The organism is Magnetococcales bacterium (assembly GCA_015232395.1).
Lineage (GTDB): Bacteria > Pseudomonadota > Magnetococcia > Magnetococcales > JADFZT01 > JADFZT01.
Genome location: JADFZT010000002.1, coordinates 20249 through 45190, shown reverse-complemented (window position 1 = coordinate 45190; position 24942 = coordinate 20249). Strand labels below are relative to the sequence as shown.

The 24942-nt window shown below is 54.5% G+C and carries 23 protein-coding genes and 1 tRNA gene; 15 read left to right on the top strand and 9 right to left on the bottom strand.

Features of this window, described 5'->3' with window-relative positions:
* Nucleotides 1–78: 78 nt before the first annotated feature.
* The 3 genes from HQL52_01025 to maf form a co-directional block, all read right to left on the bottom strand.
* A complete protein-coding gene (locus HQL52_01025) occupies nt 79–894 on the bottom strand; it encodes a prolipoprotein diacylglyceryl transferase (protein ID MBF0368016.1) in 816 nt (271 codons plus the stop codon).
* A 148-nt stretch (nt 895–1042) separates the two neighbouring features.
* Entirely contained in the window at nt 1043–1795 is a 753-nt protein-coding gene (locus tag HQL52_01020) for a hypothetical protein (GenBank protein ID MBF0368015.1), read from the bottom strand.
* Between the two features lie 46 nt (nt 1796–1841).
* Nucleotides 1842–2552: a septum formation inhibitor Maf gene (gene maf / locus HQL52_01015; GenBank protein MBF0368014.1), complete on the bottom strand. Its 711-nt coding sequence runs from the start codon at nt 2550–2552 to the stop codon at nt 1842–1844.
* Between the two features lie 240 nt (nt 2553–2792).
* On the opposite strand from maf, the gene HQL52_01010 reads away from it, so the two are divergent.
* From HQL52_01010 to HQL52_00985, 6 genes are all read left to right on the top strand, one after another.
* The gene (locus HQL52_01010; GenBank protein ID MBF0368013.1) at nt 2793–3785 is read left to right on the top strand and encodes a polyprenyl synthetase family protein; all 993 of its coding nucleotides are present in this window, start codon (nt 2793–2795) and stop codon (nt 3783–3785) included.
* Nucleotides 3786–3864: 79 nt separating this feature from the next.
* Nucleotides 3865–3941, top strand: a tRNA-Pro gene (locus tag HQL52_01005).
* A gap of 185 nt (nt 3942–4126) precedes the next feature.
* On the top strand, nt 4127–4477 hold the full coding sequence (gene yhbY / locus HQL52_01000; protein ID MBF0368012.1) for a ribosome assembly RNA-binding protein YhbY: 351 nt from the start codon (nt 4127–4129) through the stop codon (nt 4475–4477).
* Nucleotides 4478–4706: 229 nt separating this feature from the next.
* Nucleotides 4707–5003 carry a hypothetical protein gene (locus HQL52_00995; protein ID MBF0368011.1) on the top strand — a complete coding sequence of 99 codons (297 nt, stop codon included), beginning with the start codon at nt 4707–4709 and terminating at the stop codon, nt 5001–5003.
* Between the two features lie 219 nt (nt 5004–5222).
* The gene (locus tag HQL52_00990; GenBank protein MBF0368010.1) at nt 5223–9002 is read left to right on the top strand and encodes a response regulator; all 3780 of its coding nucleotides are present in this window, start codon (nt 5223–5225) and stop codon (nt 9000–9002) included.
* Nucleotides 9003–9004: 2 nt separating this feature from the next.
* A complete protein-coding gene (locus tag HQL52_00985) occupies nt 9005–9403 on the top strand; it encodes a response regulator (protein ID MBF0368009.1) in 399 nt (132 codons plus the stop codon).
* 836 nt (nt 9404–10239) lie between these two features.
* On the opposite strand, the gene HQL52_00980 is transcribed toward HQL52_00985, so the two are convergent.
* Nucleotides 10240–11181: a chemotaxis protein CheV gene (locus tag HQL52_00980; protein ID MBF0368008.1), complete on the bottom strand. Its 942-nt coding sequence runs from the start codon at nt 11179–11181 to the stop codon at nt 10240–10242.
* Between the two features lie 185 nt (nt 11182–11366).
* On the opposite strand from HQL52_00980, the gene HQL52_00975 reads away from it, so the two are divergent.
* From HQL52_00975 to HQL52_00960, 4 genes are all read left to right on the top strand, one after another.
* A complete protein-coding gene (locus HQL52_00975; protein ID MBF0368007.1) occupies nt 11367–13943 on the top strand; it encodes an ABC transporter substrate-binding protein in 2577 nt (858 codons plus the stop codon).
* Nucleotides 13940–14593, top strand: coding sequence for a response regulator (locus HQL52_00970; protein ID MBF0368006.1), 654 nt, complete (start codon nt 13940–13942; stop codon nt 14591–14593). Before HQL52_00975 ends, HQL52_00970 begins: the two co-directional genes overlap by 4 nt.
* Nucleotides 14594–15296: 703 nt before the next feature.
* Complete coding sequence (locus HQL52_00965) at nt 15297–15563, top strand: hypothetical protein (GenBank protein ID MBF0368005.1); 267 nt, start codon at nt 15297–15299, stop codon at nt 15561–15563.
* A 101-nt stretch (nt 15564–15664) separates the two neighbouring features.
* The gene (locus tag HQL52_00960) at nt 15665–16093 is read left to right on the top strand and encodes an IS1 family transposase (protein ID MBF0368004.1); all 429 of its coding nucleotides are present in this window, start codon (nt 15665–15667) and stop codon (nt 16091–16093) included.
* 340 nt (nt 16094–16433) lie between these two features.
* Here the strand turns inward: HQL52_00960 and HQL52_00955 are convergent, their stop codons facing one another.
* The gene (locus HQL52_00955) at nt 16434–16772 is read right to left on the bottom strand and encodes a PilZ domain-containing protein (protein ID MBF0368003.1); all 339 of its coding nucleotides are present in this window, start codon (nt 16770–16772) and stop codon (nt 16434–16436) included.
* A 511-nt stretch (nt 16773–17283) separates the two neighbouring features.
* Between HQL52_00955 and HQL52_00950 the strand changes: the two genes are divergently transcribed.
* Both HQL52_00950 and HQL52_00945 read left to right on the top strand, forming a co-directional pair.
* The gene (locus tag HQL52_00950; GenBank protein ID MBF0368002.1) at nt 17284–17634 is read left to right on the top strand and encodes a glycine zipper family protein; all 351 of its coding nucleotides are present in this window, start codon (nt 17284–17286) and stop codon (nt 17632–17634) included.
* 98 nt (nt 17635–17732) lie between these two features.
* On the top strand, nt 17733–18452 hold the full coding sequence (locus HQL52_00945) for a hypothetical protein (GenBank protein MBF0368001.1): 720 nt from the start codon (nt 17733–17735) through the stop codon (nt 18450–18452).
* Nucleotides 18453–18610: 158 nt separating this feature from the next.
* Here the strand turns inward: HQL52_00945 and HQL52_00940 are convergent, their stop codons facing one another.
* The 3 genes from HQL52_00940 to HQL52_00930 form a co-directional block, all read right to left on the bottom strand.
* Nucleotides 18611–19378 carry an ABC transporter permease gene (locus tag HQL52_00940; GenBank protein MBF0368000.1) on the bottom strand — a complete coding sequence of 256 codons (768 nt, stop codon included), beginning with the start codon at nt 19376–19378 and terminating at the stop codon, nt 18611–18613.
* Between the two features lie 25 nt (nt 19379–19403).
* Entirely contained in the window at nt 19404–20312 is a 909-nt protein-coding gene (locus HQL52_00935) for an ABC transporter ATP-binding protein (protein MBF0367999.1), read from the bottom strand.
* A 425-nt stretch (nt 20313–20737) separates the two neighbouring features.
* Nucleotides 20738–21133: a cytochrome c family protein gene (locus HQL52_00930; protein MBF0367998.1), complete on the bottom strand. Its 396-nt coding sequence runs from the start codon at nt 21131–21133 to the stop codon at nt 20738–20740.
* A 307-nt stretch (nt 21134–21440) separates the two neighbouring features.
* On the opposite strand from HQL52_00930, the gene HQL52_00925 reads away from it, so the two are divergent.
* The 3 genes from HQL52_00925 to HQL52_00915 all read left to right on the top strand — a co-directional run bounded on the left by HQL52_00925 (nt 21441) and on the right by HQL52_00915 (nt 23469).
* Nucleotides 21441–21866, top strand: a complete 426-nt coding sequence (locus HQL52_00925) for a hypothetical protein (GenBank protein MBF0367997.1) — start codon at nt 21441–21443, stop codon at nt 21864–21866.
* A 2-nt stretch (nt 21867–21868) separates the two neighbouring features.
* The gene (locus HQL52_00920; GenBank protein ID MBF0367996.1) at nt 21869–22477 is read left to right on the top strand and encodes a sigma-70 family RNA polymerase sigma factor; all 609 of its coding nucleotides are present in this window, start codon (nt 21869–21871) and stop codon (nt 22475–22477) included.
* Between the two features lie 164 nt (nt 22478–22641).
* A complete protein-coding gene (locus HQL52_00915) occupies nt 22642–23469 on the top strand; it encodes a hypothetical protein (protein ID MBF0367995.1) in 828 nt (275 codons plus the stop codon).
* A gap of 147 nt (nt 23470–23616) precedes the next feature.
* Here HQL52_00915 and HQL52_00910 read toward each other — a convergent pair whose 3' ends face one another.
* A complete protein-coding gene (locus HQL52_00910; GenBank protein ID MBF0367994.1) occupies nt 23617–24795 on the bottom strand; it encodes a response regulator in 1179 nt (392 codons plus the stop codon).
* Nucleotides 24796–24942 lie beyond the last annotated feature (147 nt).

Genomic DNA, 24942 nt, shown 5'->3' with positions numbered 1-24942 from the left:
GATGGTCGGAAAAACCATCCACCATCGCGTCAAATTTTTCCAAAACAGCCTGCAAACAGCACCACTCACGCCACCCGATCAGGGTTCAGCGCACGCCCCCCTGCGCCAGACCCGAACCAAAAATCCCGATCCGATCATAAACCCCACCAACGAGATGATCTGCCTGGGAGATAGCCCCCAATAAAAGGTGGTTTCCGGCCGCACATCCCCCCGAAAAAAGGTGGTCAAAAAATAGGGTCCAAAGAGCCCCACCAGCGCCATCCCCAAAATCGCCTCCGGTCCCCGGTGACGAAAGGGGGAGAAGGCCATAAAGCCATAAGCAACCAAAGCCCCCACCGCCATATAGAGCTGGGTGGGATGCACCGCAAGCCCCGGCAGAGGCCCCACGCCCAGGGTGTCGGGAAAACGCACCGCCCACATCACATCCGTCGGCGTACCGTAGCAGCAGCCAGCGGAAAAACAGCCGAAGAGACGTTGCAGCCCATAGCCCAGGATAAAATAGGGGAGCAGAAAAGCCAGAACCCGTATAAAGGAGAGATGCTGCCAGCGGCAATATAAAATCAGCAGGAAGCCAAACAGGGCCACAATGGGAAAGGTTTCAGCTGTTTGCAGGTTTTGGGGATCCAACAACCCGGGCAGCCCGGAGCCCCCTCCCCCCTCCAACCCGGAGCCTGTAACCGAACCCAGCAGGTGGCGACCCAACAGCCAAAAAGCCCCCCCAAACCAGATGGAAAAAACCACCATGAAGGAGATGTGGCCCAAGCGTTTTTCGGTGATTTCCACCCCATCAATCTGCCGGGAAGCCAAAAAATAGAGCAAAAACAGTATGGCCATCATGGTAAAGCCGTAGGTGAAAAACGTCACCTGGCCCACCTGAAACAGTATCGGATGCATCGTTAGGTTTCCTATTTTGCCACGCCGCTCCCCACGAGACCCCGGTTTGCTCCACCCTGGGACGATGGGGGATGGCTGATTTATTTCAGACCCCGGGAGAGTTGTTATGCCTTCATTTTCCTCAGATCACGCCTTCATCCTCCCCAGATCATGTCTGCCACATCTCCCGGTCACGATCCAGTTTTTGGCCCATGTCTGCCAGACGGTTGATGATGATGGCGCTCAAGCCCCAATCAAGGGGGAGCGTGATATCCACCCCCAAACTTGAAAAATAAGGGTTGCGGTAGTGCCAATACCCCTCCTGGATGGCGCTATATTCCCCCACAGCCCCCAAAATCCCAGCCACAAAAAAAATCAAAACATCCCGCTCCCTCAGCTGATGGCTGCCCAGGAAAACGATCACCACACTATAGAGCCCGATGATCAAGGGGCCTTTTTCCATCAGAAAGAGCGCGACCATGCAAAAAATCAGCAGCACACCCCCCAAGCTGCCAAACAGAATGCTTCGGCCAAGCCCCCACACATTAAAATAGTCCAGCAGAGCCAACATCAGCCGCATCAACCGACGAAACAGAACAAAAAGGTTGGCCCAAACCAGAGGCAGCCATAGAGGCACCCCCCAAACCAACACCGATGCGTGATAGGTCCACTCCCCCAGATAGACCTCCACCATCTCCGCTGGCGTGCCCAACAATGGGGCGATCAGCATCACCCGGTCATCCCCCGGCTGGCGCCCCACCCGCCACTGGGCGATCAGCAGGCCAGCCAGGCAAGCGGCGGTGACCAGGGGAAACGCCCAGGTCAGCATGACGCCTGCAAAAAGCCCCAGCCCCACTAAAATGCAAAACAGCAGCTCACCCACCAGGGGCCGGGTAGAGAAAAACTTTACCATTTTTTTCATAGCCGCCACTCTACCCCGAAACCCGGATCCACAACAGGAAAGCGGCTCACCCCCGCTCCCCTCCGGCTTCTCTATTCTGAAACCCGGCGATCATTTCCAGGGTTTCGAAAAGGGGCAGCCCCACCACGCCGGTGTAGGAACCCTCCAGGTGGGAGACCATAAAGCCTCCCAGCCCCTGGATGCCGTAGGCCCCGGCTTTATCCAGCGGTTCTCCAGAGGCGACATAGGCGTTGATTTCCTTCTGGCTTAAGGGTTTGAACCACACTTTCGTCACCACCGCCCGGGAGCGGCAGAGCTGATCCACAGGGCGCAACACGGCCACCCCCGTGACCACTTCGTGGGGACGATCCGAAAGCTGCTTAAGCATTTCCCGGGCCTCCTGTTCATTTTCAGGCTTGCCCAATATATGTTCTCCCACCACCACGACCGTATCCGCCCCGATCACCAGATCCACCCCATCCCCCACCACCGCCGCTTCGGCTTTGGAGCGGGCCAGACGCTCCACAAAGGGTTTGACCCCCTCTCCGGGATGTCGGCTCTCATCGATATCCACCGGCAAAACCTCTGGGTGCAGACCCACCTGGCCCAGGAGTTCCAGACGCCTGGGGGAGGCCGATGCCAGACAAATTTTCAGCTTTGGGTTCCCCCAAGGCAAACCTGAGTTAAATATCGTCACGATTTTTCCTTCATTGTTTGCCTGGTTCCTGGGATAATCTTTCCCCTGGTGCGGTAAGCTCTCCTCGTGGGTATCCGGCATTCTGATTTATCGGAAATTCGGACATGCATCACCAAAGGGGAAAGCAGGCATCTTAAACAAAACACCAAGCCTGTCCAGATAGTAAAAAAATGTCGGATCCCAGCCACATCCGGGCCGATCTGTTTTTTTGGGCGGGTTATTTTTTTCCGGATTGCCCTGCCTTTGCAATCGCAATTGGCAGATAGCCACGTGACGGCCCCATAAGACCGGTTACCCTAATCAAGTCGGATTTCACTTCACATGTCCCAAACCAAAGCAGGGATCCTGGCAGAGTTACACGCCTTGATCGGCGACGATCTGGAGCGGACCAACCAGATCATTCTGGACAACCTGAAAGCCAAGGAAGAGCTGATTCCGACCTTGGGCGCCCACCTGATCAATGGTGGCGGCAAACGGCTGAGGCCCATTCTCACTCTGGTGACCTCCAAGCTTTTTGGCTATAAAGGCAACCAGGCTGCCCTGATGGCAGCGGTGATTGAGTTTATCCACACCGCCACCCTCCTCCACGACGATGTCGTCGATCATTCCGACACCCGGCGGGGCCAAGCCACCGCCAATTCCGTGTGGGGATTGAAAGCGCCGGTCCTGGTGGGAGACTTTCTCTTTTCCCGAGCCTTCCAGCTCCTGACCGCCTATGGCGACCTGCGCATCCTCGAAATCATCGCCGATGCTTGTGCGGTGATCAGCGAAGGGGAAGTGAAACAGCTGGTGGTGAGCAACGATCTCAACACCACCGAAGATAAATATCTGGAGGTGGTGAGTGGTAAGACCTCCACCCTCTTCGCAGCCGCCGCCCAGATCGGTGCGGTGCTCAACGAGCGCCCCAAAGAAGAAGAAAAAAGCCTCGCCCGCTATGGACTGCTCCTGGGCAACGCCTATCAGGTAGTGGACGACACCCTGGACTATGCGGCCAGTACCAAGACCCTGGGCAAGGCCATCGGTGATGATTTCCAGGAGGGTAAAATCACCCTGCCGGTGATCCACGCCTACCATCACGGCACCGAGGAAGAGCGGGCCTTCTGGCGGGATTGCCTGGAGGATGGCCAGCAGACCGACACCAGCTTCAAGCGGGCGCTGGAGCTGATCAACAAGCGGGGCTCCATCCACTATGCGATGGACAAAGCCCGGGCCTTTGCCATGGAAGCCAAAACCTATCTGGATCCGCTGCCCAGCACCCCGGAACGGGACGCCATGGCGAAGCTGGCCGATTTTTCCGTTGACCGCTCCTTCTGATCCTTCTAGTTTGTCTGCCCACCGCCCCTGGATGCCATCACAGATTCAGGGGCTGTACGATTTTAGTACCAAATGATATCGGGGTGTAGCTCAGCCTGGTAGAGCACTGCCTTCGGGAGGCAGGGGCCGATGGTTCGAATCCATTCACCCCGACCAAAATTCCCGGTTTTATCAAGCGGTTAGAGCCAATACTCTAACCGCTTTTTCTTTGTCCGATCAACCACGATGACGCAACAACGATTCTCTCCCAAAAACGGATGGATTTTGGGTTGCCTGGAATGATTGGAGCCAAAGCATGCATTCCAGCGACATTTCGGTGAAAAAAAGGAGTAACTGATACTGTGTTAAATCCAGCCCAGAAAAAATATTTGCGGGGATTGGCCCACTCTCTCAAGCCACTGGTCTTGATTGGCGGCGGTGGGGTGACCCCCAGCCTTCTGGCCTCTGTGGAAGAAGCGCTGGAGGGGCATGAGCTGATCAAAATTCGTTTTAACGATCACAAGGAGCAAAAAAAAGAGCTGCTTGAGAAAATCACCCAAGAGACCGGCAGTGAGGCCGCTGGAATGATCGGCCACGTCGCCACCCTCTACCGGTCCCGGGAAGAGCCGGAAAAACGGAAAATTTTTTTCCCCGGCGAAAAGCCCCCAAAAAAAACAAAACCCTCGAAAACAGTGATCAAAAAAGATCGGTAGCCACCGCAACCTGAACAGGACTCTTCCCCACCTCACCCGCTTCTGCCATCTCTCATTCAGCTGGCTCTTGCAAAAGAGGGTTCATCCCGAAGGAGAGAAAGAAAATACCGGAACGGGATTTTTTGGGAACTTGCCTGCTGTTTGGCCAGTCAGTAAGTTCTTTAAGACAAGAGCTGCCATGTTGGTGATGGCAAAAGGTTTAAAAACGTAAGTAACCCTGGAAGAAGCGATGACAGCTGACAATGAGGAGTTTGATGACTGCCCCGCAGGCCAGGAAGTGGACAGCTTTCACGACCGGATCCGGGATGGCTTGCAGGATGCCTTTTTGGAACTGGCTGATCGACATCAGGAAATCAGCCGGATGGCACCTGAAAAGCGCAGCTCGGATGAGGAGTTGTTTTTGACACTGCACCGACAAGTTCAAGAGAGACTGGAAAAAGTGGGTAGCGCTGAGCTGGCTTACGACAAGAGATACGAACTGGCCCAGGAAATACGCGAAAGTTTAACGGAGATGGAATTCCTCTGAGGAGAAGGATCAACCGACAAACCAACAGCTCACTCCCCATTGAAAGCCCACCCCAAGCCTTTCCAAACCTCCCCTTGCCTTCAAACCATTTCCTGATGACCTCCCCCCCCTTGAAACACCTGATTATGGCGTCGTTTTGTCAATAGAAATGGTATAGAGTACATTTTGCTACAAAATAGCCATTAAACTCCTTGCCATTTCCATCCTGAGGTCAACTGGATGAGTGTTCGAAAAAAATTGATCCTGGGCTTTCTCGGTATCGCCTTTTTTGTGTCGATTTTGGGAGGGGCTGTTCTTTTTTTCAGTCACGACATCCAGGAAAAAGCAGAAGAAATCCGAAAGAGCAACTATCTGGAAATCCATTCTGCCAATGAAATTCGCTATCGTATCCAGCGCATCAAATCCAACATTCGCGAAATCTTTCTGGAGCTTCAGGAAGTGGTCATCGAAGCCCATGAGGCCACCCACCACCAAGCGGGCAATAAAGCTGAACCAGAAGAGGAGGAAGAGAGCCGTCAGAGAACGGAAATTCATCACTCTTTAAACGCTATTGAACAAAGCGCCTCCATTCTCGGCGACACCCTGCAAACCTGGGAGCAGGCGATCCATCTGGCCATTATCCAAGGCCGCTTTGAAGAAGAAAACAGGACGGATGAACAGGAGGAAGAGGCTCCTGACCCAAAAAACCTGGGGAACGATACCGAGGAAACAGAGACGGATGATGCCGATGAAGCATTCCATAAAGCCAGTGAAGCAGAGGAGCTGGAAGAGCTGCTGGAATTCAAGGAAATGTCCACCGAGTTTATCGGGTATGCCAATCGATTTGTCACCACGTTAAAACCAATTCTCACCTCCCCTTCCCTGAATCCAAAATCTCTTGAGCATACCGCCCAACAGCTGCGGGAGGAGTTTGAAACCTCCCAGGAACCATTAAGCCGAAACATGCAGTTGGAAATCGAAGAGCTCGAAGAAGAAGCTGAGGGTGAAATGCTGGAGGTACTGCAAATAATCCAGGACGACGCCGAAGAATCAACCCAGGCGAGCCTGTTTCTGGCAGTTTTGGCCCTCTTTTCAGCCATTTTGGTAGCACTTCTGCTGGCCCGCAAAATTTCCCACCCCCTGGCAAAACTCCTCCACGCAACCCATGTCGTGGGCAAGGGCCGCTTTGATCTCGATCTCGATCTCGATCTCGATCTCGATCTCGATTCCCAGGATGAAATCGGGGAGTTGGCCCAGGCATTCAAGCAGATGGCCCGTGATCTGGAAAAGGAGCGTTGCGCTCTGGAAGCTGCGAAAAAATATAACGAACTCCTGATGAACTCCGCTGGAGAAGGGCTCTATGGGCTCAACTCCCACGGCGTCGCCACCTTTATCAACCCTGCTGGAGCCAAAATGGTCGGCAGGCTCCCGGAGGAGCTAATCGGCAAGTCACTCCACGCTCTTTTCCACCACAGCCACGCCGATGGCCGCCCCTATCCGGCCACGGAATGCCCCATCCATAAAACCTTTCGCCACGGCCACTCCCACACGGTGGAAAACGAAGTGTTCTGGCGCAAGGATGGCACCGCCTTTCCGGTGGAGTATACCAGCAACCCCATTTTTGACGGGGAGCAGCTGGATGGGGCCATCGTGGTGTTTCGGGATATCACCGAACGCAAACGGATGGAGACCATCCTGGCCTCGGCCCGGGATCAGGCGGAGCTGGCCAGCCAGAGCAAAAGTGAATTTTTGGCCAACATGAGCCACGAAATCCGCACCCCGATGAATGCGGTGATTGGCTTGGCGGATCTGGCTCTTCAGACCCAGTTGCCCCCCAAAACCCACGACTATCTCAGCAAAATTTCCAACTCTGCCCGCTCCTTGCTACGCATCATCAACGACATTCTCGATTTTTCCAAAATCGAAGCCGGACACATGGAGCTGGAAAAATCCGACTTTCTCCTGCGCAATTTATTCGACCACTTGGCAGACATGTTCCGGGCTCAGGTCACCAACAAGCACCTTGAATTGATCATGTGTGCCAGTGAGGAGTGCCGCTACGAACTCCACGGCGACTCCCTGCGCCTGGAGCAGATTTTGATGAACCTCATCGGCAATGCGATCAAATTTACCGACGAGGGAGAGGTGGAGGTACAGGTGCGCACCCTGGCTGAGTCAGCCCAACAGGTGGAGCTGGCTTTTTCGGTGCGGGATACCGGCATCGGCATGACCCTGGAGCAGACGGCCAAACTTTTTGAAGTATTTACCCAGGCGGACAGCTCCACCACCCGCAAATTTGGTGGCACCGGACTCGGGCTCTCCATCAGCCGCAAGCTGGTGGAGTTGATGGGGGGACGCATCTGGGTCGAGTCCGTTCCCGGGGGGGGAAGCACCTTTCATTTCACCATCTCCATCGCGCGCCGGCTGGGACTTGAAGAAGCTGACATGATCCCTCCAGAGGAGATGGAGCGACTGGAAACCCTGGTGGTGGACGACAACCCCGCCGCCCGCAACGCCCTGATGAAAATGCTCACCACCTTCGGCTTCAAGTCCACGGGGGCGGCTTCCGGAGAAAAAGCCCTCGAAGCCATCGCCCATCGCCAAGCTTCAGACCCTCCCTTGCAGATGGTGGTGGTGGATTGGTTCATGCCGGGAATGGATGGCCTGGAAACCGCCCGCCAAATCCGTGAGCTGGCCTCTCAAGAAAATCAAGACCAGCTGGATCCAGCCATCAAAATTCTTTTCATGGTGCCCTTTGGCCGGGAAGAGGAGGTGCGCGCCCAGGGAGATATGGTTGGGATAAACAGCTATCTCATCAAACCGATCAACTGTTCCATTCTGTTTGATACCACCATGGAGGTGTTCGGCAAGGAGGTCGCCAAGGCGCTGCGTCCAGGGCGAGAGGGCATCAAACCCACCGAAGTGATTCGCCAGGTGGGAGGGGCTCGGGTGCTGTTGGTAGAGGATAACGCCATCAACCGGCAGGTGGCCATTGAGATTCTGGAGGGGGCCGGTCTGGTCGTGGAAATCGCCACCAACGGCCTGGAAGCGGTCACCATGGTGACTGAAATGAGTTATGACCTGGTTTTGATGGATATTCAGATGCCGGTGATGGACGGCTTCCAGGCGACCCATCGGTTGCGACATGAGATGGCTCTCCACGACCTCCCCATCCTGGCCATGACCGCCCACGCCATGGCGGGAGACCGGGAAAAATGTCTCGATGCCGGGATGAACGACCACATCACCAAACCCATTGACAAAACCCAGCTTTATAGCGCCCTGATCAAATGGATTCGTCCCCGGAAAGGGTTGGGGGGGAATGTACGGGTAGCCCACCAACTGGAGATGGATCAAGATCAAATCGGCATTCCACAAAGCATGCCCGGCATCGATATTTCTGCGGCCCTTGAGCGTTTAAATGGCAACCGCCGTCTGTTGCGCTCCCTGCTCTTCGAATTTCTCCGGGATTATGAAAAGGCCCCTCAGGAGATTCGTTCTGCCCTGGCAGGCCACCGCAAAAATGACCGGAAAATTGCCAGCAGATTGCTTCACACCATCAAGGGAATGGCCGGTAATTTTTCTGCCAAAACGCTCTTCCATACCTCTCAAACCCTGGAGCAGGAGATCACCAACCAGCCCCAAGGCATCCCCAAAAGCATCGTCCCTTTCGAAGAGGCCATGGAAGCGGTGATTGCTGCCATCCTAAAAATAAAATCCGAAGAGGATCAAACCGCCCGAGCCGAAAAGGAGCATGGCCAAAAGGATGGCCCCACTCCCATCGACCAGGAAAAACTCACCCCCCTGTTCAGGACTCTGAACAGCCACATTCAGGGGATGGAGTTCGAGGCTGAAGAAATGTTCTATGAGATCAAACCACTCCTGATCGGTGCTTCCCCAGAGGTGGATCAACTTTTGCAGCAGTTCGAAGAACAGCTGGAACGGATCGATTTTAAAGCCGCTGGAACCTCTCTAGAAGCCCTGGCCCGACTGGTTAAGATCGAGATTGAGGAAGGCTGAAAATGACTGCAACCCCAAAAAAACCCCGAGTACTCATCGTTGATGATGTCCCCAGCAACGTCAAAGCCCTGGCTGTTGTTCTAAAAGGGAACTACCAGGTGGTGATGGCTGCCAATGGTCCGGATGCCCTGGAGGCCGCTGCCAAGGGAAATGTGGACCTCATTCTGCTGGATGTGGTGATGCCGGATATGGATGGTTATGAGGTGTGCGAACGGTTGAAAGCAAACCCCGAAACAGCCCAAATTCCGGTGATTTTTGTCACGGGTCGCCGGGAAGCCCCAGACGTGGAACGGGGCTTGGCATTGGGAGCGGCGGATTATCTCAGCAAGCCGGTGGATCCCTCCACCCTCCAAGGCTTGGTGGAAATTTCCCTGGCTGGCGTTGGCAAGCCGCTCCCCTGAAGGCGCTTTGCCACCCCTCACCCAGCCTCATGCAACCATATTTTGACACGTCCCGCCTACCACGCTATCTGGGCATCCTCTCGGTCCAATCCATCCCCTGCTGTTCAATCCGATAATTCCTGCCGATTCAACCTCCTGAACAAGCTGCTCCACACAGAGATATCAACTAAAAACAGCCTATATTCCATATAGATATCCACTCTTTTCGACAACTCCCCCCACAAGCAGGAATCCAGGCAGATCCGGATCAACACCCAAACAGCATGAACTGGCCCAACAGACGACAGTTATCGGACATATTTGGTGCTATTCTTGCAGGTTCTACCTGAACGCTGCCATTCAGAAAAGTGAGGCTGGAAGGGGAGGCGAAGGTCTGCTGCTTTTGGGCGGGATTTCAAAAAAATGAAACGACCATAAAACGGAATGATCCAGTTATGTATATTTCTAATTATCTTTTTTAGAATATTCTAATTATCTTGTACGCACTGTTTATCTGTCCAATAACCTTTTTGGGAGAATCCCCATGAAAATGGAATCCGCTTTCACCCTGCTGGTCGTTGTAGGTCTCTTTGCCGGGCTTTCCGCACTGCCGCTGATGTTTGGCTCCTGACAAGCTAAGCCGGGATTTTTTTCTATCGGACGATCTTTCGAATCGGAAGCCATCCGGAACTCATGGATTGAGCCCGGCTCCGGTTTGGTGGCATAGGGAGAGGCACTGGAAGCGATCCCCCTATGCACCGTCTGCCAAACAGCAGGCACGCTTGATGGAAAATCACCTGACAGATAGATCCATCTGACGGGAATGGTCTGGGACGGAAGTTGACAGGCTCAGGGTATCAGCCGTTCACATTGGCCTTTTCCACCTGCTCAAGAACAATCTTGGCCATGTTGTCGGGGGTAAATTTGGGGACAAAATCGTTGGCCCCCATCTGTTCGGCCTTCAACTGATTGGATCGATTGGAAAGAGAGCTGTTAACGACCAGATGGACGTGGTCGAGCTTGTGGTTTGCCCGAACCTTGCGGGTAAAGGTGAAACCGTCCATCACCGGCATTTCAATATCGGTAAACACCATCGTAAAGCTGCTTTTGCCATCGGCACCGATGGAACCCTCCAAAATTTCCAGGGCTCGGGGGGCATTGTCCACGACGGTGTGACGGATGCCCATCTGGTCCAACACATCCCGAATCAACGAACAGGCCGCCTTGGAGTCATCCACTGCCAGAATGTGGTGGGCATCGGTGACGATCTCCTTGCCTTTTTCCACCAGTTCGTCGGAAATCTGGATATCGATACCGACGATCTCCCCCAATATTTTTTCCACATCCAGCATCTGCACCATCACCTCATCGTGATAAGTGATGGCGGTGAGGCAGCTGCTGTCGTAGATGGCACCATCAGGCTTGATGATGTCATCCCATCCCTTGGTGATCAGCACGTTGGGCTGGGTGACGAGAAACCCCTGTGTGGTCCGGCTATATTCACAAATCATCACATAGCTGATTTCATTTTTGAAATCCACCGGGGGCATCCCCAGATATTCCCCAATATCGATCAGGTTGATGGCACTGCCCCGAAAGTCGATAGCCCCCTTGATGGTGGGGTGGCAATAGGGAATCCGGGTGATGGTTTTGGGGGTCTCGAAAATTTCGATAATCTTAAACACATTGAGGCCATAGAGCTGCTTGTCGTTCAGGTAGAACGTCAGCATCTCCATCTCATTGCTCAAGGCCAGATTGGCCCGTTTTTCCACCTCGTCGAATAGTTGATCTGGCGCCATGATTTCCGCCCTCCTTGGTGGGCTTGATGGTAACGAGGTTTCGGAGCACCCCTCCTTTGGAACCCTTCTCCCTTCAGACCCTTGGCAGCGGGTCCGGGTTCCCCTCTCCTTGAGACCAAGTAGTATACGTCACCAACTGTGCAAAAGGGGGAGTTATTTTGTTTCCCCGCCACTCAAAGGGTGCAATGAAGGCGGGAAGGATCGATAATGCCCCCATGACGGCTTATCGGCTATTATCCATTCTGGCGTTTGTGTGGGTATTAACCCCCATAAATCTCCAGGCAAACCAGCAGGTTACCCTGCAACTCCGCTGGCACCACCAGTTCCAGTTTGCCGGGTATTATGCCGCCTTGTGGCAGGGATATTACCAGGACGCCGGGCTTGATGTGACCATCCGGCCTGGGATTGAGGATGGAAAAATCCTCAACGCCCCCCAGGAGGTAGCTGAAGATCGGGCGGAATTCGGCATCGCCGCTACCGATCTACTGCTGGCCTATGATAAAGGCCTGCCGTTGATCTCCCTGGCCCCCATCTTTCAGGAAAGCGCCCTGGTGCTGCTTTCCCAGCCTGAATCCGACCTGCTGGAACCGGCTGATTTAACCCGGATGCGACTGGGCCTCTTCCAACGAGATGGCGTGGGAGAAGCGGAAATCAAGGTGATGCTGCACGGGGCAGGACTCGATCCGACAGAGGATTTTCCGGCGGCAATTCTGGTCCAGGATGGAATGGAGGCACTCCAAAAAGGCCAAGTGGATGCCACCGCCTACTCTTCCATCAATAGCGACTGGATCACCTGGAAAACCGGCCAGGAACCCGCTCAGATGAAACCCGCTCACTTTGGTGCGGACTTTTACGGCGACACCCTTTTCACCTCGGAAAAAATCACCCAACAACACCCCGAACTCGTCAAACGCTTTCTGGCCGCCAGCTTCAAGGGGTGGCGCTATGCCCACATCCATCACGATAAAATTTCTGATCGGATCGCCCGGGAACTGCCTGCGCCATTCACCCTCAGCGAAAGAGTGCACTACAATCGACTGCAAATCCCCGCCGTCATGGCACTGACCCATTATCCGACCATCCCCCTGGGTTATAACGATCTCCAACGCTGGCAGCGCCTCTACGACAAACTGGCCGCAGCCGGGGTGGTGGCATCAACACGCCTCCCGGACACCTTTGTTTGGGATCCCCAACGGGAGATTTCGGAAGGGAGCAACCGTTCCCGAAACATCATCCTGGCCATTGGGCTTCTGGCCTTTGGTGCGGTGTTCGGCTCCTGGTATCTCCACCGCAGACAGGCCGCCAGGAGCCTTGCTGAAAGCGAACTGCGTTATCGGCTCCTGGTGGAAACCATGTCCCAGGGGATGATTTCCCTGGATGAAGCGGGCCTTTTTACCTTTTGCAACACCTCATTCATCGAAATGCTGGACCGCCCCCTGGAGGAGATCACCGGGCGACCCATCACCGACTTTCTCACCCCCCAATCCCGGGCTTGGTTCAAGGAGCAGTTTGCCTGGCGCAAATTGGGTGGCAATCGCCAATATAAAATTGTATTCGTGGATAGATCCAATTCCGAAATATCCACCCTCATCTCCCCTCAGCCCCTCTTTTCCGGGGATGGGCTTTTTTTAGGCTCCTTCGCCCTGATCACCAACCTGACCGAACAGCTCGCCTGGGAAAAGCGGCTACTGGAAAACGAAGAGAGAAAAGACAAGGCGCAAAGCTTGGCCCACATCGGTGACTGGGAATGGAACCTCAAAACCAACGATGCCCTGCTCTCCAAGGAGGCCTACCGTATTTTTGGCCTGGAGCCTGATTGCTACCCCTTCACCTACCAAATGTTTATCAGCCGCATCCACCCCGGAGATCAGGAACGGGTGGAGAACGCCATCAAACAGGCCATCAAGGAGAGCACGCCTTTTCAGGAAAACTTCCGCTTGAATCCTTTTAAGGGGCGGCAGCGGCACATCGTCGCCATCGCCCGGCTTGAACAAGACAGCCGGGGCGAGCACACCTTCATGATCGGCACCATTCACGACACCACCGAACAGGAAGAACTGGAAAACCGCCTCCGAGCCTCTCGCTGGATGTTTTCCCTGGGACGCATGGCCATTGGCCTGGCCCACGAGGTCAACAACCCCCTCACCAGCGCCTCCATCAATCTTCAGGAGCTGAAACTGGCCCTGGAGGCCCCCCACGCCCACTCCGCCAAGCCCAGCCACTATCTGGAGGTGGTGGAACGCAACGTCCATCGCGCCGCCCAAATCGTCAAGGAAGCCCAGATCCAGGTCGGCCACGAAAAAATGGGGCTTTCCATCGTCGATCTCAACGAAGTTCTGGAATCCGCCATTTTTTCAGTGGGTGTCGGTCTGGAAGGGGTTACCCTCAAGGAATCTTTGGAGGATCCGATTGAGGTGATGGGGGTTTTTGGCAAGCTGGAGCAGGTGTTCGTCAATATCCTTAAAAATGCTCTGGAAGCGATGCCTGAAGGGGGAACGCTTTTCATCTCTTCCCGAAAGGAGGGGCCGGGTTGCGTCGTGGCCATCCGGGATAGTGGTGAGGGGATGGATGAAAAAACCCTCGAAGAGGCGATGGAGCCTTTTTTTACCACCAAACCACCCGGCAAGGGGACCGGTCTCGGGCTCTGGATCAGCTATGGCATTCTGGTTCAATATGAAGGCCATCTGGCGCTATCAAGCACTCCGGGAGAGGGAACCGAGGTAACCGTACGACTACCATTGGCTCAGGAGAACAGCAAATGATACGTGTTTTGATTGTGGATGACGATGCCGACCTGCGGGATAGCCTCTGCACTTCCCTGAACAATCGGGGGTTTAGCGCTGAGCAGGCCGAGTCGGGACCGGTGGCTGAAAAAATGGTCACCGCCAACCCCTATGACATGGTGCTCCTCGATCTCATCATGCCCCTCCAGGATGGTATTGAGACCCTTTCCAACCTGAAAAAAATCCGCCCCCATCTGAAGGTGATCATGCTCACCGCCTTCGCCACCATCGACAACGCCGTTTTCGCCATCAAAAAAGGGGCTCATGACTATATTTCCAAGCCCTTTCAGCTGGACAATCTGATTCTCACCATCCACCGGGTCAGGGAGGAAGCCCGGTTTGAGGAGGAGGTGCGTATCGGCGATCTCGATCAAACCCTGGTGGCGCTATCCAATCCCACCCGACGCAAAGTGGTCGAACTCCTGAGCTCCGGGGAGCCCAAACGATTGGTGGAGCTGGCCCAACAGCTCAAGATCAATGATCGTTCCAAGGTATTGTTCCATCTGAAATCCCTGAAGGAGGCGGAAATCATCGACCAAAACCGCTCCCGAGCCTATCAACTGACCCCAACCGGAAAAAATCTCCTCACCGGCCTCAAGGAGTTACGCAAACACCTGGCATCTTCCTGATCCGAACTCTCTATCAACCTTTTTTTACCTGATAGGGGCGCCTTGGCACTGTCCAAATCGACTCAATGCCCTGTCCAATGATTGCAAGACTGCAACGATTCCATGCAGATTCATAAAATAAACACTCACCATTTTGAGTAAAGTATAATCATTATTCAACTCAACTTTTCTGTTGCAAACTTCTTCGTTATCAGGTGATATTGAACTTTCATTCAATTCAAAATATCCAACCAAACAGCCCTCCTGACCGAAGAAGAACAGCACACCCTTTTTCCTTTCTTCTGCCCCTCTCCACCACCATCATCACTTTTGCAAACTTTTTTGAAACAGAATCAACCCTGGCAACCTCCCCGCCATCGTTTGCACTGGATTGATTTTTTTAAAAAAACATAAAAATTATCCGCATCATTTCCCAACGCGACCTTCTACCCCAATACCCACACCATCTTCTATCCGGTCATAACGAATACTTATAAACCATCCTTCCTCAACCCCAGTTCCCGAACCACTTTCTGTTGAAACAAAATTCAACTTTACCCCCCAAACAAAAAAAAAAAAACACATTTCTTTCCAATTTCAATATGTTACGCTTGCTCTCAAGACATTTTGACGAAGTATTTGCACAAAAATCCGCAACAAATTTTGATGACAGTCCGTACTGAGCCCTTCAATAGTCAATTATTTCCTGAAAAAAGGAGAAACAATGGTCGGCACATCGTTGCAAACAAAACTTGCCGTTGGAGAGACCATACAGGTAGCTGGACCCGGCCCGGTGATGGTCAAAGCTGGCAACGCTGTACAAATTTCAAAGCTTGGCGGTGTTGCCAAAGCCACGGCAAGCGCCAGCACCAAACTGGCTCTACCCACCTTCGCCACCGGGCTCCATCTGGGGCCTGTTCTGGGATTCGTAGGGCTGACCATAGCCACTTATTATCTTATTCAAGCCGCACTACCTAAAAAACAGGGATAATCCCCATGCATTCAGAGCCTCCCCCAATCGAGACACGCTCCTGGGAACCCTCTCAAACACCCTCAATTTCCAAAAAACAAGACGCGGAAGGTTCAACGAAAATGTCGCCAAACTGTCCCAAATGCCAGGAAGGTCATACCGTAAAAAATGGCCGCCTACATGGCAGACAGCGCTACAAGTGTCAGGGCTGTGGTTACCAATTCACCCGCATGACCCCCCGGGGTCGCCCAGCCTCTGAAAAAATGTTGGCAGGGCTCCTGTATCAAAACGGCTTCTCCATGAGCGCCATTGCCCGCCTGCTGGGACTCTCCACCCCCACGGTACTCAAGTGGGTCCGTCAGCAGCCCGAGTTGGCTGCCAGTCGGCAAAAAACCAACCGCAACAATAAAATCATCCCCCTGGCAGAGCTGTGTGAACACCTGGGCAGCAGCGATGCCACCGCCCACTCCGGTCGCGTGCTGGTTTCCATCCCGGTCCAGGCGGCGATTGGCGATATGGCGGTGGTGATCAATCCCACACCGCCAGCCTGACTCGCATCCGAAAGAACAATCCTGCCTGCCAGGCGGGTTGGAAAGTTTCAGGTATTGACGAATCGCCAAGGATGGCCTCCAGCTGATAAGGCGCCAAGGATGGTGCTCAGCTGACTCGCTGCCGACAGCCTGGCAAGGAAACCCCAACGCCGGGTCACGGCATCCTACACGGACTGGATTGTTTTAGAGGAAAAAAGAAGCTTCAGGGGGGGAGAAAAAATCTGTAGAAGACAACCAGCTTTGAAACGCCTCGCAACAACTGACGCCCATCCAATCTACTGAAAAACCGACCGGCTCTTGCAGACAGTCCGAGCTGTAGCCAGCCAGCTGATGGGATCTATCACGAAGACTGCTGATCCAGGTTGTTCTTCATCTTATGGTAGATATCGTGGGAAATGGACATGCCGAACTGGGCCTGATGCTCGGTGATGGAGAGTGCCAACCCATTTTTGGCCACCCGGATCACCCGACAAGGAAACTGCATGGCATCCTTGCCGGACATCATACGCAAAATCCCCTCATCACCAACACAAACGCCAAACACAGAACCTTCCACCTCCAGGAAGACCCCTCCCAGGGAGACATCCCGGCTCCACCCTTTCAGTCGGCGCTCTCCACCAAGCTCCAACACCAGCACTTTGTCGTGGCGAAGACGATCGAACTCACGATGCTGTTCCATACCCCTCCCCTCAAAAATGAACCCGGTTGGTTTGGTCTGCTCCAAAAAAAGTGCGGCCATAATCTCTGACAATCGCCACATCTCTGTCTGAAGCTGCGCGCATATTGGCCAAATAATCCTCAAGGAGCAAGTTGACTCAGAGCCCAGCATCTAAAAAAAGGGGCTGCCATGCAGCTCACCCCCTCTTTTCACCGGCTCCAATCAGCGGCCTGATCTGCTCTTTTACGACTCCCGCCATTATGCCTCATACCACCTGAAATGGCCTACCTTATTTTTTTATATATTACTTTTTACTGAACATTATCATCCAACTATTTCGACCCTCTGCTCCCCAGACAGCTCCACAATTCCCCGAGGTACCGCTCTTTTTTTTTATCCCCTCCCGAACTTTTCGGGCACACCCCGTTACCTACTTTCCAAATGCCATCATGATTGATGAGCACCAAACAACATGACAGTCACCCGTCAAACCAGAACGGGAAATGACGATAGATCCAACGGGAGGGTTCCCATGAAAAAGTTTTTTGCCACCACCTTTTGCGCCGCACTGCTCTTTGCTTCAGCCCCAGCCAGCGCTTCCAGCCTGGGGAGCGTGATATCCGGTCCCGTGGATGGGGTCATCACCGGCGCTTTGGTGGGTTCGGTATTTGGCCCTGACGACGAACATCGCCTGGAAAATGCCGCCATCGGTGCTGCTGTGGGGCTCATCGTCGGCTACACCGTGACAGAAACCACCACCCAGCCCCACAGGCCCCGGCCCCAACATCGCCCGGTGATCCATCACACCCCCCCGCCCCCACCCCGGGTAGTCCATGTGGTGCACCATCATCATGTTCATAAAAAACAGCGCAGCCGCTGGTAATCGACCTGTCGCCCGGGGAATGAATTTTTCCGACAGACGGCCCTAAAACATATTCGCCAAAGACAACCAAACCAGATCAGCCAAACAGGATAGAAACCATGAACACACGCCTCCATCACATCCTTCGGGCCACCATGCCGGCGCTGCTCTTTTTCTTTTTTCTCACCGGAACCGCAGCTGCAGCTGCAGCTGCCGACAAGCGTGTCATCCTCCATTACGACAACCAGCGCTTTTCAGGCTTCAACAATGAGCTGAGATTAAAATCCGAACTCAAAAAACATTTTCCCGACCTCAATCTCAAACGCTACCAACTGGCTGAGGTGGAGCTGAAGGCCACAAGCCGCAAAGGTCGTGCCAAGGCCCAACTGAAGGTGGGCTCCTGGAAATCGGAAACCCAACGCATCCCCGGCAAAAAGCGCGGTCATTATAAAAAACGGGGCCATTTCAAAAAAGAGGCAAAAAACTCTGATGAGCTTCGCTTCGAAAATGAATCCGACCGCTCGGCAGGAAAGTGGCGGCTGGTGTTGAATGGGGATGTGAAGGTGCAGCAGGTGACCCTGAAACTGGAAAAAAAGCGACGTTACAAAGCCTGGAGGCCCAACAGCCGGAATTCAAACAGTTGGCAATCCCACAGCTGGCAATCAGATAACTGGAAACTCAGTATCTGGAAATCCAACAGCAGGGAATCCAACGACTGGGAATCCAACGACTGGGAATCCCGCGACTGGGAATCCGACAGCGAAGAGTCCGACAGCTGGAGATGGCGTAACCGGGTGGTTCGACCAGAGGATAATGACGAGTGGTCAGAGGATGGTTAAGTCCCAAGCCTGAAACGAAAGAAAGAAAATCAGATGGATCAGTAAACCGGGAGGGCCTGTGAGGAGTATTCTTTCTGACATCCCTCCCCTCCTCCCCCGGCAGACTCTCCCCTCCCCACAACTGCCGGGGGAGGTAAAACCAAGGAGAAAAAACGAAGTCAGCTCTTAATCCGATATCCCCGCTGAATCACCCCCACCGCCACCATAAAAAAAGCCACCACAAATCCCCCAACAGCCGCTACCGCCACGCCAGGGTCACTCTGGGAAACATCAATCAGGGCGTAGCGAAAGAGATCCACCAGATAAAAAACCGGATTGCCCAGGGCCACCACATGCCAACTCTGGGGCAACATGGAGAGGGAGAAGAAAACCCCTCCCAGGTAGATCATGGGGGTCAGCAAAAAATTACCCACCGTCGCCACATCGTCATAGTTGCGCCCCCAAACCCCCACCAGCAGACCAAAAATACCGAAGATCGCCGACAGAGAGACCGAAGCAAAAAGCAGGAGCAGGGGGTGGGCCAGACCAAAGGGGACGAAAAACCGTGAAACCAGCAAAATCACGCTCCCCACCAAAAGTCCCCGGGCCACCGCCGCACCGGTGAAAGCCAAAACCAGCTGAAAAGAGGTCAGGGGCAGGGCCAAAAAATCCGCTGGCAGCATCCCCAAATATTTCATCTGCACCATGGAGGAGCTGCTGTTTTGATAGCTGTGCTGCAACATCCCCATCGCCGCCAGCCCCGGCACCAAAAAGGCCAGATAATCCACCCCGTCCGTGGTGCCGATCCGCTCCCCCAAAATCCCGCCAAAGACCGCAAAATAGAGCAGAGAGGAGATGAGCGGCGCCCCCACGGTCTGCATCCACACCTTTAAAAATCGGCGGGACTCCCTGCGGAAAAAAGACCAGGTGCCGTACCAGTTCATCATGATTGTCGATCCCGGGTGAAAGGCTTCATGGTTTTCGATCCCGGGTCAGATGCAAAAAGACATCTTCCAGGCTCGCCCGCTCAATCCGCACATCCGCCACCCGGTGGGCCTGGTCGGCCAACCACTGAAAAAGAGTCTTGGAGTGCTCCGGGGTGAACGAGCCGGAAATCCGCACCCCCGCGTCACTGGGTTCACAATCGGCTTCCAAGGGGAAGGTCGCTTCGCTGTCAGAGAGAAGAATTTCAAACCAGCGGTTACCAAAAGATTCCAAAAGCGCCTCGGTGCGATCACACGCCACCACCTGGCCATCCTGCAAAATCGCCACCCGATCCGCCAACTCCTGTGCCTCTTCCAGATAGTGGGTGGTCAAAATCACCGTGGTCCCCTGGGCGTGCAGCTCCCGGACAAAGGCCCAAAGCCCATGGCGCAAGGCCACATCGACCCCAGCGGTGGGCTCATCCAGGATCAATAGTTTCGGCTTGTGCACCAAGGCCTTGGCGATGGTGAGGCGTCGCTTCATGCCACCGGAAAGCATGCGGCTGCTCTTATGGGCGGAGTGTGCCAGATCCAGGCGCTCGATCAGGGTTTCGATCCATTCGCCATTATCCCGAATGCCGTAATAGCCGGAGTGGTTATGGAGCACGTCCCGGACACTGAAAAAGGGATCGAGGGCAATCTCCTGGGGGGTTACGCCCAGGAGCATCTTGGCCCGCTGGGGCTCCCGGTCGATGGAGACGCCAAATATTTCCACCTCTCCCTCCCCCTTGTGGACCACTTGGGAGACGATGTTGATCAGGGTCGATTTACCGGCACCGTTGGGGCCCAAAATCGCAAACAGTCCCCCGGTTTCAATTTCAAGATTCACCCCTGATAGAGCGGTGAGCCCCCGGCCATAGCGTTTGGTGAGGTTTCGGATCGTGAGAGCTGGTTTCATGGTGGGCCATTCTAGAGAAACCGGATGGGGAAAACAAAACCCCGCGTTTAATTCCATCCCGATCAGTAAATTCCCCCTCCAGCCCCTGACCGACTCCTCTTGGGATAGAGCATTGGGCGGTTTGGTTCCCCAGTTGCGATGCCAGCCGCGATCCCAACTTTAGAATCATGACAAAAAAAGACCCAAGAGGTGGAAGGAAACCTCTTGGGCCAAGGGGAAAGCGCAACATGGTAACCGGCTCGACACACCAACCCAGCTGTCACACCAAACCTAAAAACCAAATACTTAAAAAAAAGCCGGAGAGGGGGAAGGGGGACCTCTCCGGCCAAAGGGAAGGGATATCGAGCCGACCTCAGGCAGGTCGGCTCGAAAAATGTCCGAAGAGGCACTGGCAGGGCAAACCTCTTCGGTCATTGGAGAGGGCCTTATTGCATCGTTTTCAGATAGGCGATCACCGCATCCCGATGGGCCTTTTTCTTGAGGCCGGGAAAAGCCATCCGGGTCTTTTTGATCACTTTGCGAGGGTTGGCCAAATAGCTGTCCAGGGTCGCCTCATCCCAGGTCAGCCCGGATGCCACCATTCCCTTGGAATATTTGGTATAGCTCTCTTTGACCCCGGCCTTGCGTCCAAACACCCCGTGAAGGTTGGGACCGACACGATCCTTCTCTCCCGCTTCGATGGTGTGGCAGGTGCCACACTTTTTCTTGAAGGTTTTTTGGCCAACCGACACTTCGTCCGCCTGAGCCACACCACTGCCGAGGGCCATCGCCAGGGCCAATCCCATCACCATCCGCACACTCAATTTTTTGGCCAAACGCATTTTCATCTCCTTTGAAACTCTCTTGGAAGCTGTCCTTTTCGCCCTCGATCCGAGCGCCATTTGAAGAGTGAGTAGCGCGCCTGAATAAATTGTTTCAAAAAAAATTGACGATCCGCAAAAAAAATCAATCCATTCCCCCCTCTCCCCCTCCATGCCCACCAAGAAGGGTTCGCCCATCTTTAAAAAGGGAGTATCATAAGAAGATGGATCTGTGGCTGGAGGCGTTTACGTTTTTTTGGAACCAATTGCCGCCACCTCGCCACCCATGGTCAAACCGAAAACGTTTTCAATGTTATCTGGAGGATCCATGACCATCACGGCCTATCGGGGCTTTTTGGCCTTCCTGGGATTTTTTCTGCTGGTGCTGACACCCGGAGCAGCTGACGCCTTTTGTGTACTCAACAAAACCACAGTGGCGCTCCACGTCCGCGCCCTGGACTCCAGCCCCTTCAACACCGACATCGAACCCGGCAGTGAGGCTTGCTGTAGCCCGGATGGATGCGTCAAGCGTGGCAAGGATATGACCCCCCTTCTGGTGATGGGGGGATTCGTACCGGTTCGTAAAGGCAACCGCCCCGGCTGGGATTCTGAATGCCGGGCACGGGTCAGCCGGGGAGGAACAGTGCGGGTCACGGGCGATATCAACAAAATCATCTGTCACGTCGGTGGGGCAGCTGGACCGGGATCTGGCAAAAGAAGAGCCCGTCAGCCACTGCCTCCCCATCTGCGCTGACCATGCCCCTTTCTGCTCCCGGCACTTATACCGCCATCTATCCGGGGGACCCGGATGCCGATGCGGTGACCGCCGCCCGACGAGGGAATAAACCCGCCTTTACCGAGCTGGTTCGCCGACTGGAAACCCGGGTTTTTCGCTTTATCAGCCGCCAGATTCACACCCCCCAGGATGCCGAAGATCTCACCCAGGAGACCTTTCTGGAGGCCCATCGGCGTTTTGCCCATTTTCGGGGGGAGTCCCGTTTTTCCACCTGGGTGTTGGGCATTGCCCGCAACATGGTGCGCAACCACATCAACCGCTCCCCGGGCTACCGCTACAATCAAATCCCCACCGACGAAATGGCGGAGATTGCCGACTCTGAAAAAGGCCCCGAAGAGCAGGCCCAGGCGGCCGCCCGCCTCCAAGCCCTGAAAGAGGGGCTCGGCAAGCTCACACCAGACCTGCGGGAGGCCCTCACCCTGGTCTCTCTGGAGGGGATGAACTATGACGAAGCCGCCCAAGTGATCGGCATCCCCATGGGCACCCTGAAAACCCGCATCTTTCGAGCCCGATCCGCTCTGCGCAAGGCGCTGAAGCAGTCGGGCCAAATGGATCTCTTCAAAGGATGACGGGAATTTGAAAAAAATGGCCAACCTGGAGAACTTTCATCCCACCCTGGTTACCCACTCCTCAGGCAAGGTGCGTTCGACCACCGATGCGCTGACACCCAAGAAGGGATCTGAACCCACGATCCCCCGGCAAATCGGAGCAAAAATGCCAATGGAGAGATGTCATGGAACGGGATGAGATATCAGAACTGATCAGCCGGGGGCTGGAAGCGGATCTCAACCGGGAAGAGATGCGTATTCTCTATCGCCTGGCCGCCTACGATGCCGAAGCCCAGGAAGAGATGGGTGAGTTGGTGGAGATGGAAGAGGGACTTCTGGATCTGGGAGGGCTTGCCGACCTGAAATCCCCCTCGCCCCAACTCTCCCAACGGATCGAAAGCGCCATCCACCAAAACGCCTGGCAGGAAAAACCAAACCCCCTCCATCGCATCTGGAGCTGGTTCAACTCCCCTCGGGGTCTTTCCATGCAGCCCCTCTCCTTTGCCACAGGGCTGGCCAGTGCCCTGCTGGTGCTGGGGCTGATCTCCCCCATGCTCTCCCAACAGCCCGGAATCGCCCCGGCCCGGATGGAGGCCGCCCGTCTACAGATCCAGGATGTGCAGTTTGTCAACGCCGAACCCCGCCTCGACTGGACCAACCGCTTTATCGTCAACCCTGGGGATTCCACCCAGGTGGCTCTGAACGCTGGTGCCAACAAGCCGGTGCATCTGCAATTCGAATCTTTCGAACCCACCGGGCTGCAAGTCAAACATCACAACCCCGAAACCAAAAAAGATCAGGTCCACACCTTCACTGTGGATGGCATCACCTACGCCTCCCTCAGCAAACCCCAATCGGGTGACGCCGTCACCATCCGCAACAACGGCCAAGCCCCAGTGGTGGTCTTCACCCACAGCGCCAGCCCCGAAAACGAAAGCATCAGCCTCTACACTCCCATCGAAAGCGCCAACGACACCGAAAAAAAGGGTGATCGTAGCGCCCGGGGCATCTGATACGCCCCCCTTGGGCAACATCCGTCTTAATGGATGGGGCTCCCACGGCTCACCACATCCTGTGCAAATCTCCCCCCCGGAGATGCCACATCAGGGCAAAGCCTCTGTGCTTTTCTGAATGTGTGGAAGATTGGATCTCGGAAAAAATCAGAGGGTATTGACGAAGAGAACCAACTTCCAGATCTCCGTCTCACCCAACTGCTCTTTAAAGGCAGGCATATCCGTTCCCAATACCCCTCCCCCTTCGGCAATGGACCAAAAGAGATAGTTGTCCCGGGTCAAAACCCCCTCACCGGCAAAATCAAGCCGCTTGGGAGGAAAATTCAACTGTACCGCATCCCGCCCCAACCCCCGACCCGAATCCCCATGGCAACGGGCACACTTCCGGGAAAAGAGCACCGCGCCATCTTGGATGTTGCCGAACCCTGATTTCAGAGGGTTCAACTGAATGGGCACATTTTCACAACCGGTTTTGAGATAGTGGCGGCAATAATAGCCGGTGAGCTTTTGGGTATAATAATAACCGACTCGATCCACCTCCACCCCCCCCTCCTTGGGCAGCGGCCACATCCCCCCACCAAATCCCTGCTGCGCCGATTGCTGCGTTTCGGTGACCGCTGCGACGGGTGGCAGCTCTTCCCAACCGGGTTGAACCAGATCATCCTTCAACAAAACAGCGATACCCGCCAATATCAGCAAAACCACCCCCCCGGCCAAAAACCATTTACCCATCCCTGGAGAGGCGGATACGGGAGGCCTTAAATGCAGACCTGTAGAAGCATGGGAAAAAGCTGGCGCGGTTGGTATTTTCAGATCCGACCCCTGAGCCAGATGAGAGGGCAGGGATTTGGCGGCAGGACAATTGGTGGGAAAGGGGTTGCTGGCAGAAGTAGGATCAATTGGCGGCTTGAGGGCCTGTTCTGGCTGGGCCTGCTGTTTCTGTAAATTTTCCAGGGCCTGCTTGCGTCGCTCCAAAGCGATTTCGGCCACCTCTACCATCTTGATGACATCCACCGGCTTTTCCAAAAAATCCACCGCCCCCGAACGCACCGCCTGCACAGCACCGGAGACACTCCCTTCACCGGTGATCACCACCACCTCCGAGGGAATCTTTTCCTTTTCGATCAGCTCCAAAATTTCCAGGCCGTGACAGTCGGGTAGATTGAGATCCAGAAAAATCACCTCGGGATAATCTTTACGGACCAAGCGAAAGAGGGCCTCCTTACAGGTCTCGACACTGGTCACCTGCCAGCCATCCAGCTCCAGGGTTTCCCGATAGAGCTGGGCCAGATCCAGATCGTCCTCAATGATCAGCAGCTTTTTCATTCCCCTCCGCGTTCCAACCCCATGCCAGTCATAGCAGTTCTGCTTCAAGCCGTTCGCTTCAAACTCCTACTTCCATTAGATGATTTTTTGGTTGTGGCCAGAGAATTTATCCTACCGGATCTGTCCCGGTCAGCATTGGATCGTTGT

Bases quoted from the DNA above. Each gene is read 5' to 3' on its own strand.
- HQL52_01025 (MBF0368016.1), bottom strand. From the start codon at position 894: ATGCATCCGATACTGTTTCAGGTGGGCCAGGTGACGTTTTTCACCTAC.
- HQL52_01020 (MBF0368015.1), bottom strand. From the start codon at position 1,795: ATGAAAAAAATGGTAAAGTTTTTCTCTACCCGGCCCCTGGTGGGTGAG.
- maf (MBF0368014.1), bottom strand. From the start codon at position 2,552: ATGCCGGATACCCACGAGGAGAGCTTACCGCACCAGGGGAAAGATTAT.
- HQL52_01010 (MBF0368013.1), top strand. From the start codon at position 2,793: ATGTCCCAAACCAAAGCAGGGATCCTGGCAGAGTTACACGCCTTGATC.
- HQL52_00995 (MBF0368011.1), top strand. From the start codon at position 4,707: ATGACAGCTGACAATGAGGAGTTTGATGACTGCCCCGCAGGCCAGGAA.
- HQL52_00990 (MBF0368010.1), top strand. From the start codon at position 5,223: ATGAGTGTTCGAAAAAAATTGATCCTGGGCTTTCTCGGTATCGCCTTT.
- HQL52_00985 (MBF0368009.1), top strand. From the start codon at position 9,005: ATGACTGCAACCCCAAAAAAACCCCGAGTACTCATCGTTGATGATGTC.
- HQL52_00980 (MBF0368008.1), bottom strand. From the start codon at position 11,181: ATGGCGCCAGATCAACTATTCGACGAGGTGGAAAAACGGGCCAATCTG.
- HQL52_00975 (MBF0368007.1), top strand. From the start codon at position 11,367: ATGAAGGCGGGAAGGATCGATAATGCCCCCATGACGGCTTATCGGCTA.
- HQL52_00970 (MBF0368006.1), top strand. From the start codon at position 13,940: ATGATACGTGTTTTGATTGTGGATGACGATGCCGACCTGCGGGATAGC.
- HQL52_00965 (MBF0368005.1), top strand. From the start codon at position 15,297: ATGGTCGGCACATCGTTGCAAACAAAACTTGCCGTTGGAGAGACCATA.
- HQL52_00960 (MBF0368004.1), top strand. From the start codon at position 15,665: ATGTCGCCAAACTGTCCCAAATGCCAGGAAGGTCATACCGTAAAAAAT.
- HQL52_00955 (MBF0368003.1), bottom strand. From the start codon at position 16,772: ATGGAACAGCATCGTGAGTTCGATCGTCTTCGCCACGACAAAGTGCTG.
- HQL52_00950 (MBF0368002.1), top strand. From the start codon at position 17,284: ATGAAAAAGTTTTTTGCCACCACCTTTTGCGCCGCACTGCTCTTTGCT.
- HQL52_00945 (MBF0368001.1), top strand. From the start codon at position 17,733: ATGAACACACGCCTCCATCACATCCTTCGGGCCACCATGCCGGCGCTG.
- HQL52_00940 (MBF0368000.1), bottom strand. From the start codon at position 19,378: ATGATGAACTGGTACGGCACCTGGTCTTTTTTCCGCAGGGAGTCCCGC.
- HQL52_00935 (MBF0367999.1), bottom strand. From the start codon at position 20,312: ATGAAACCAGCTCTCACGATCCGAAACCTCACCAAACGCTATGGCCGG.
- HQL52_00930 (MBF0367998.1), bottom strand. From the start codon at position 21,133: ATGCGTTTGGCCAAAAAATTGAGTGTGCGGATGGTGATGGGATTGGCC.
- HQL52_00925 (MBF0367997.1), top strand. From the start codon at position 21,441: ATGACCATCACGGCCTATCGGGGCTTTTTGGCCTTCCTGGGATTTTTT.
- HQL52_00920 (MBF0367996.1), top strand. From the start codon at position 21,869: ATGCCCCTTTCTGCTCCCGGCACTTATACCGCCATCTATCCGGGGGAC.
- HQL52_00915 (MBF0367995.1), top strand. From the start codon at position 22,642: ATGGAACGGGATGAGATATCAGAACTGATCAGCCGGGGGCTGGAAGCG.
- HQL52_00910 (MBF0367994.1), bottom strand. From the start codon at position 24,795: ATGAAAAAGCTGCTGATCATTGAGGACGATCTGGATCTGGCCCAGCTC.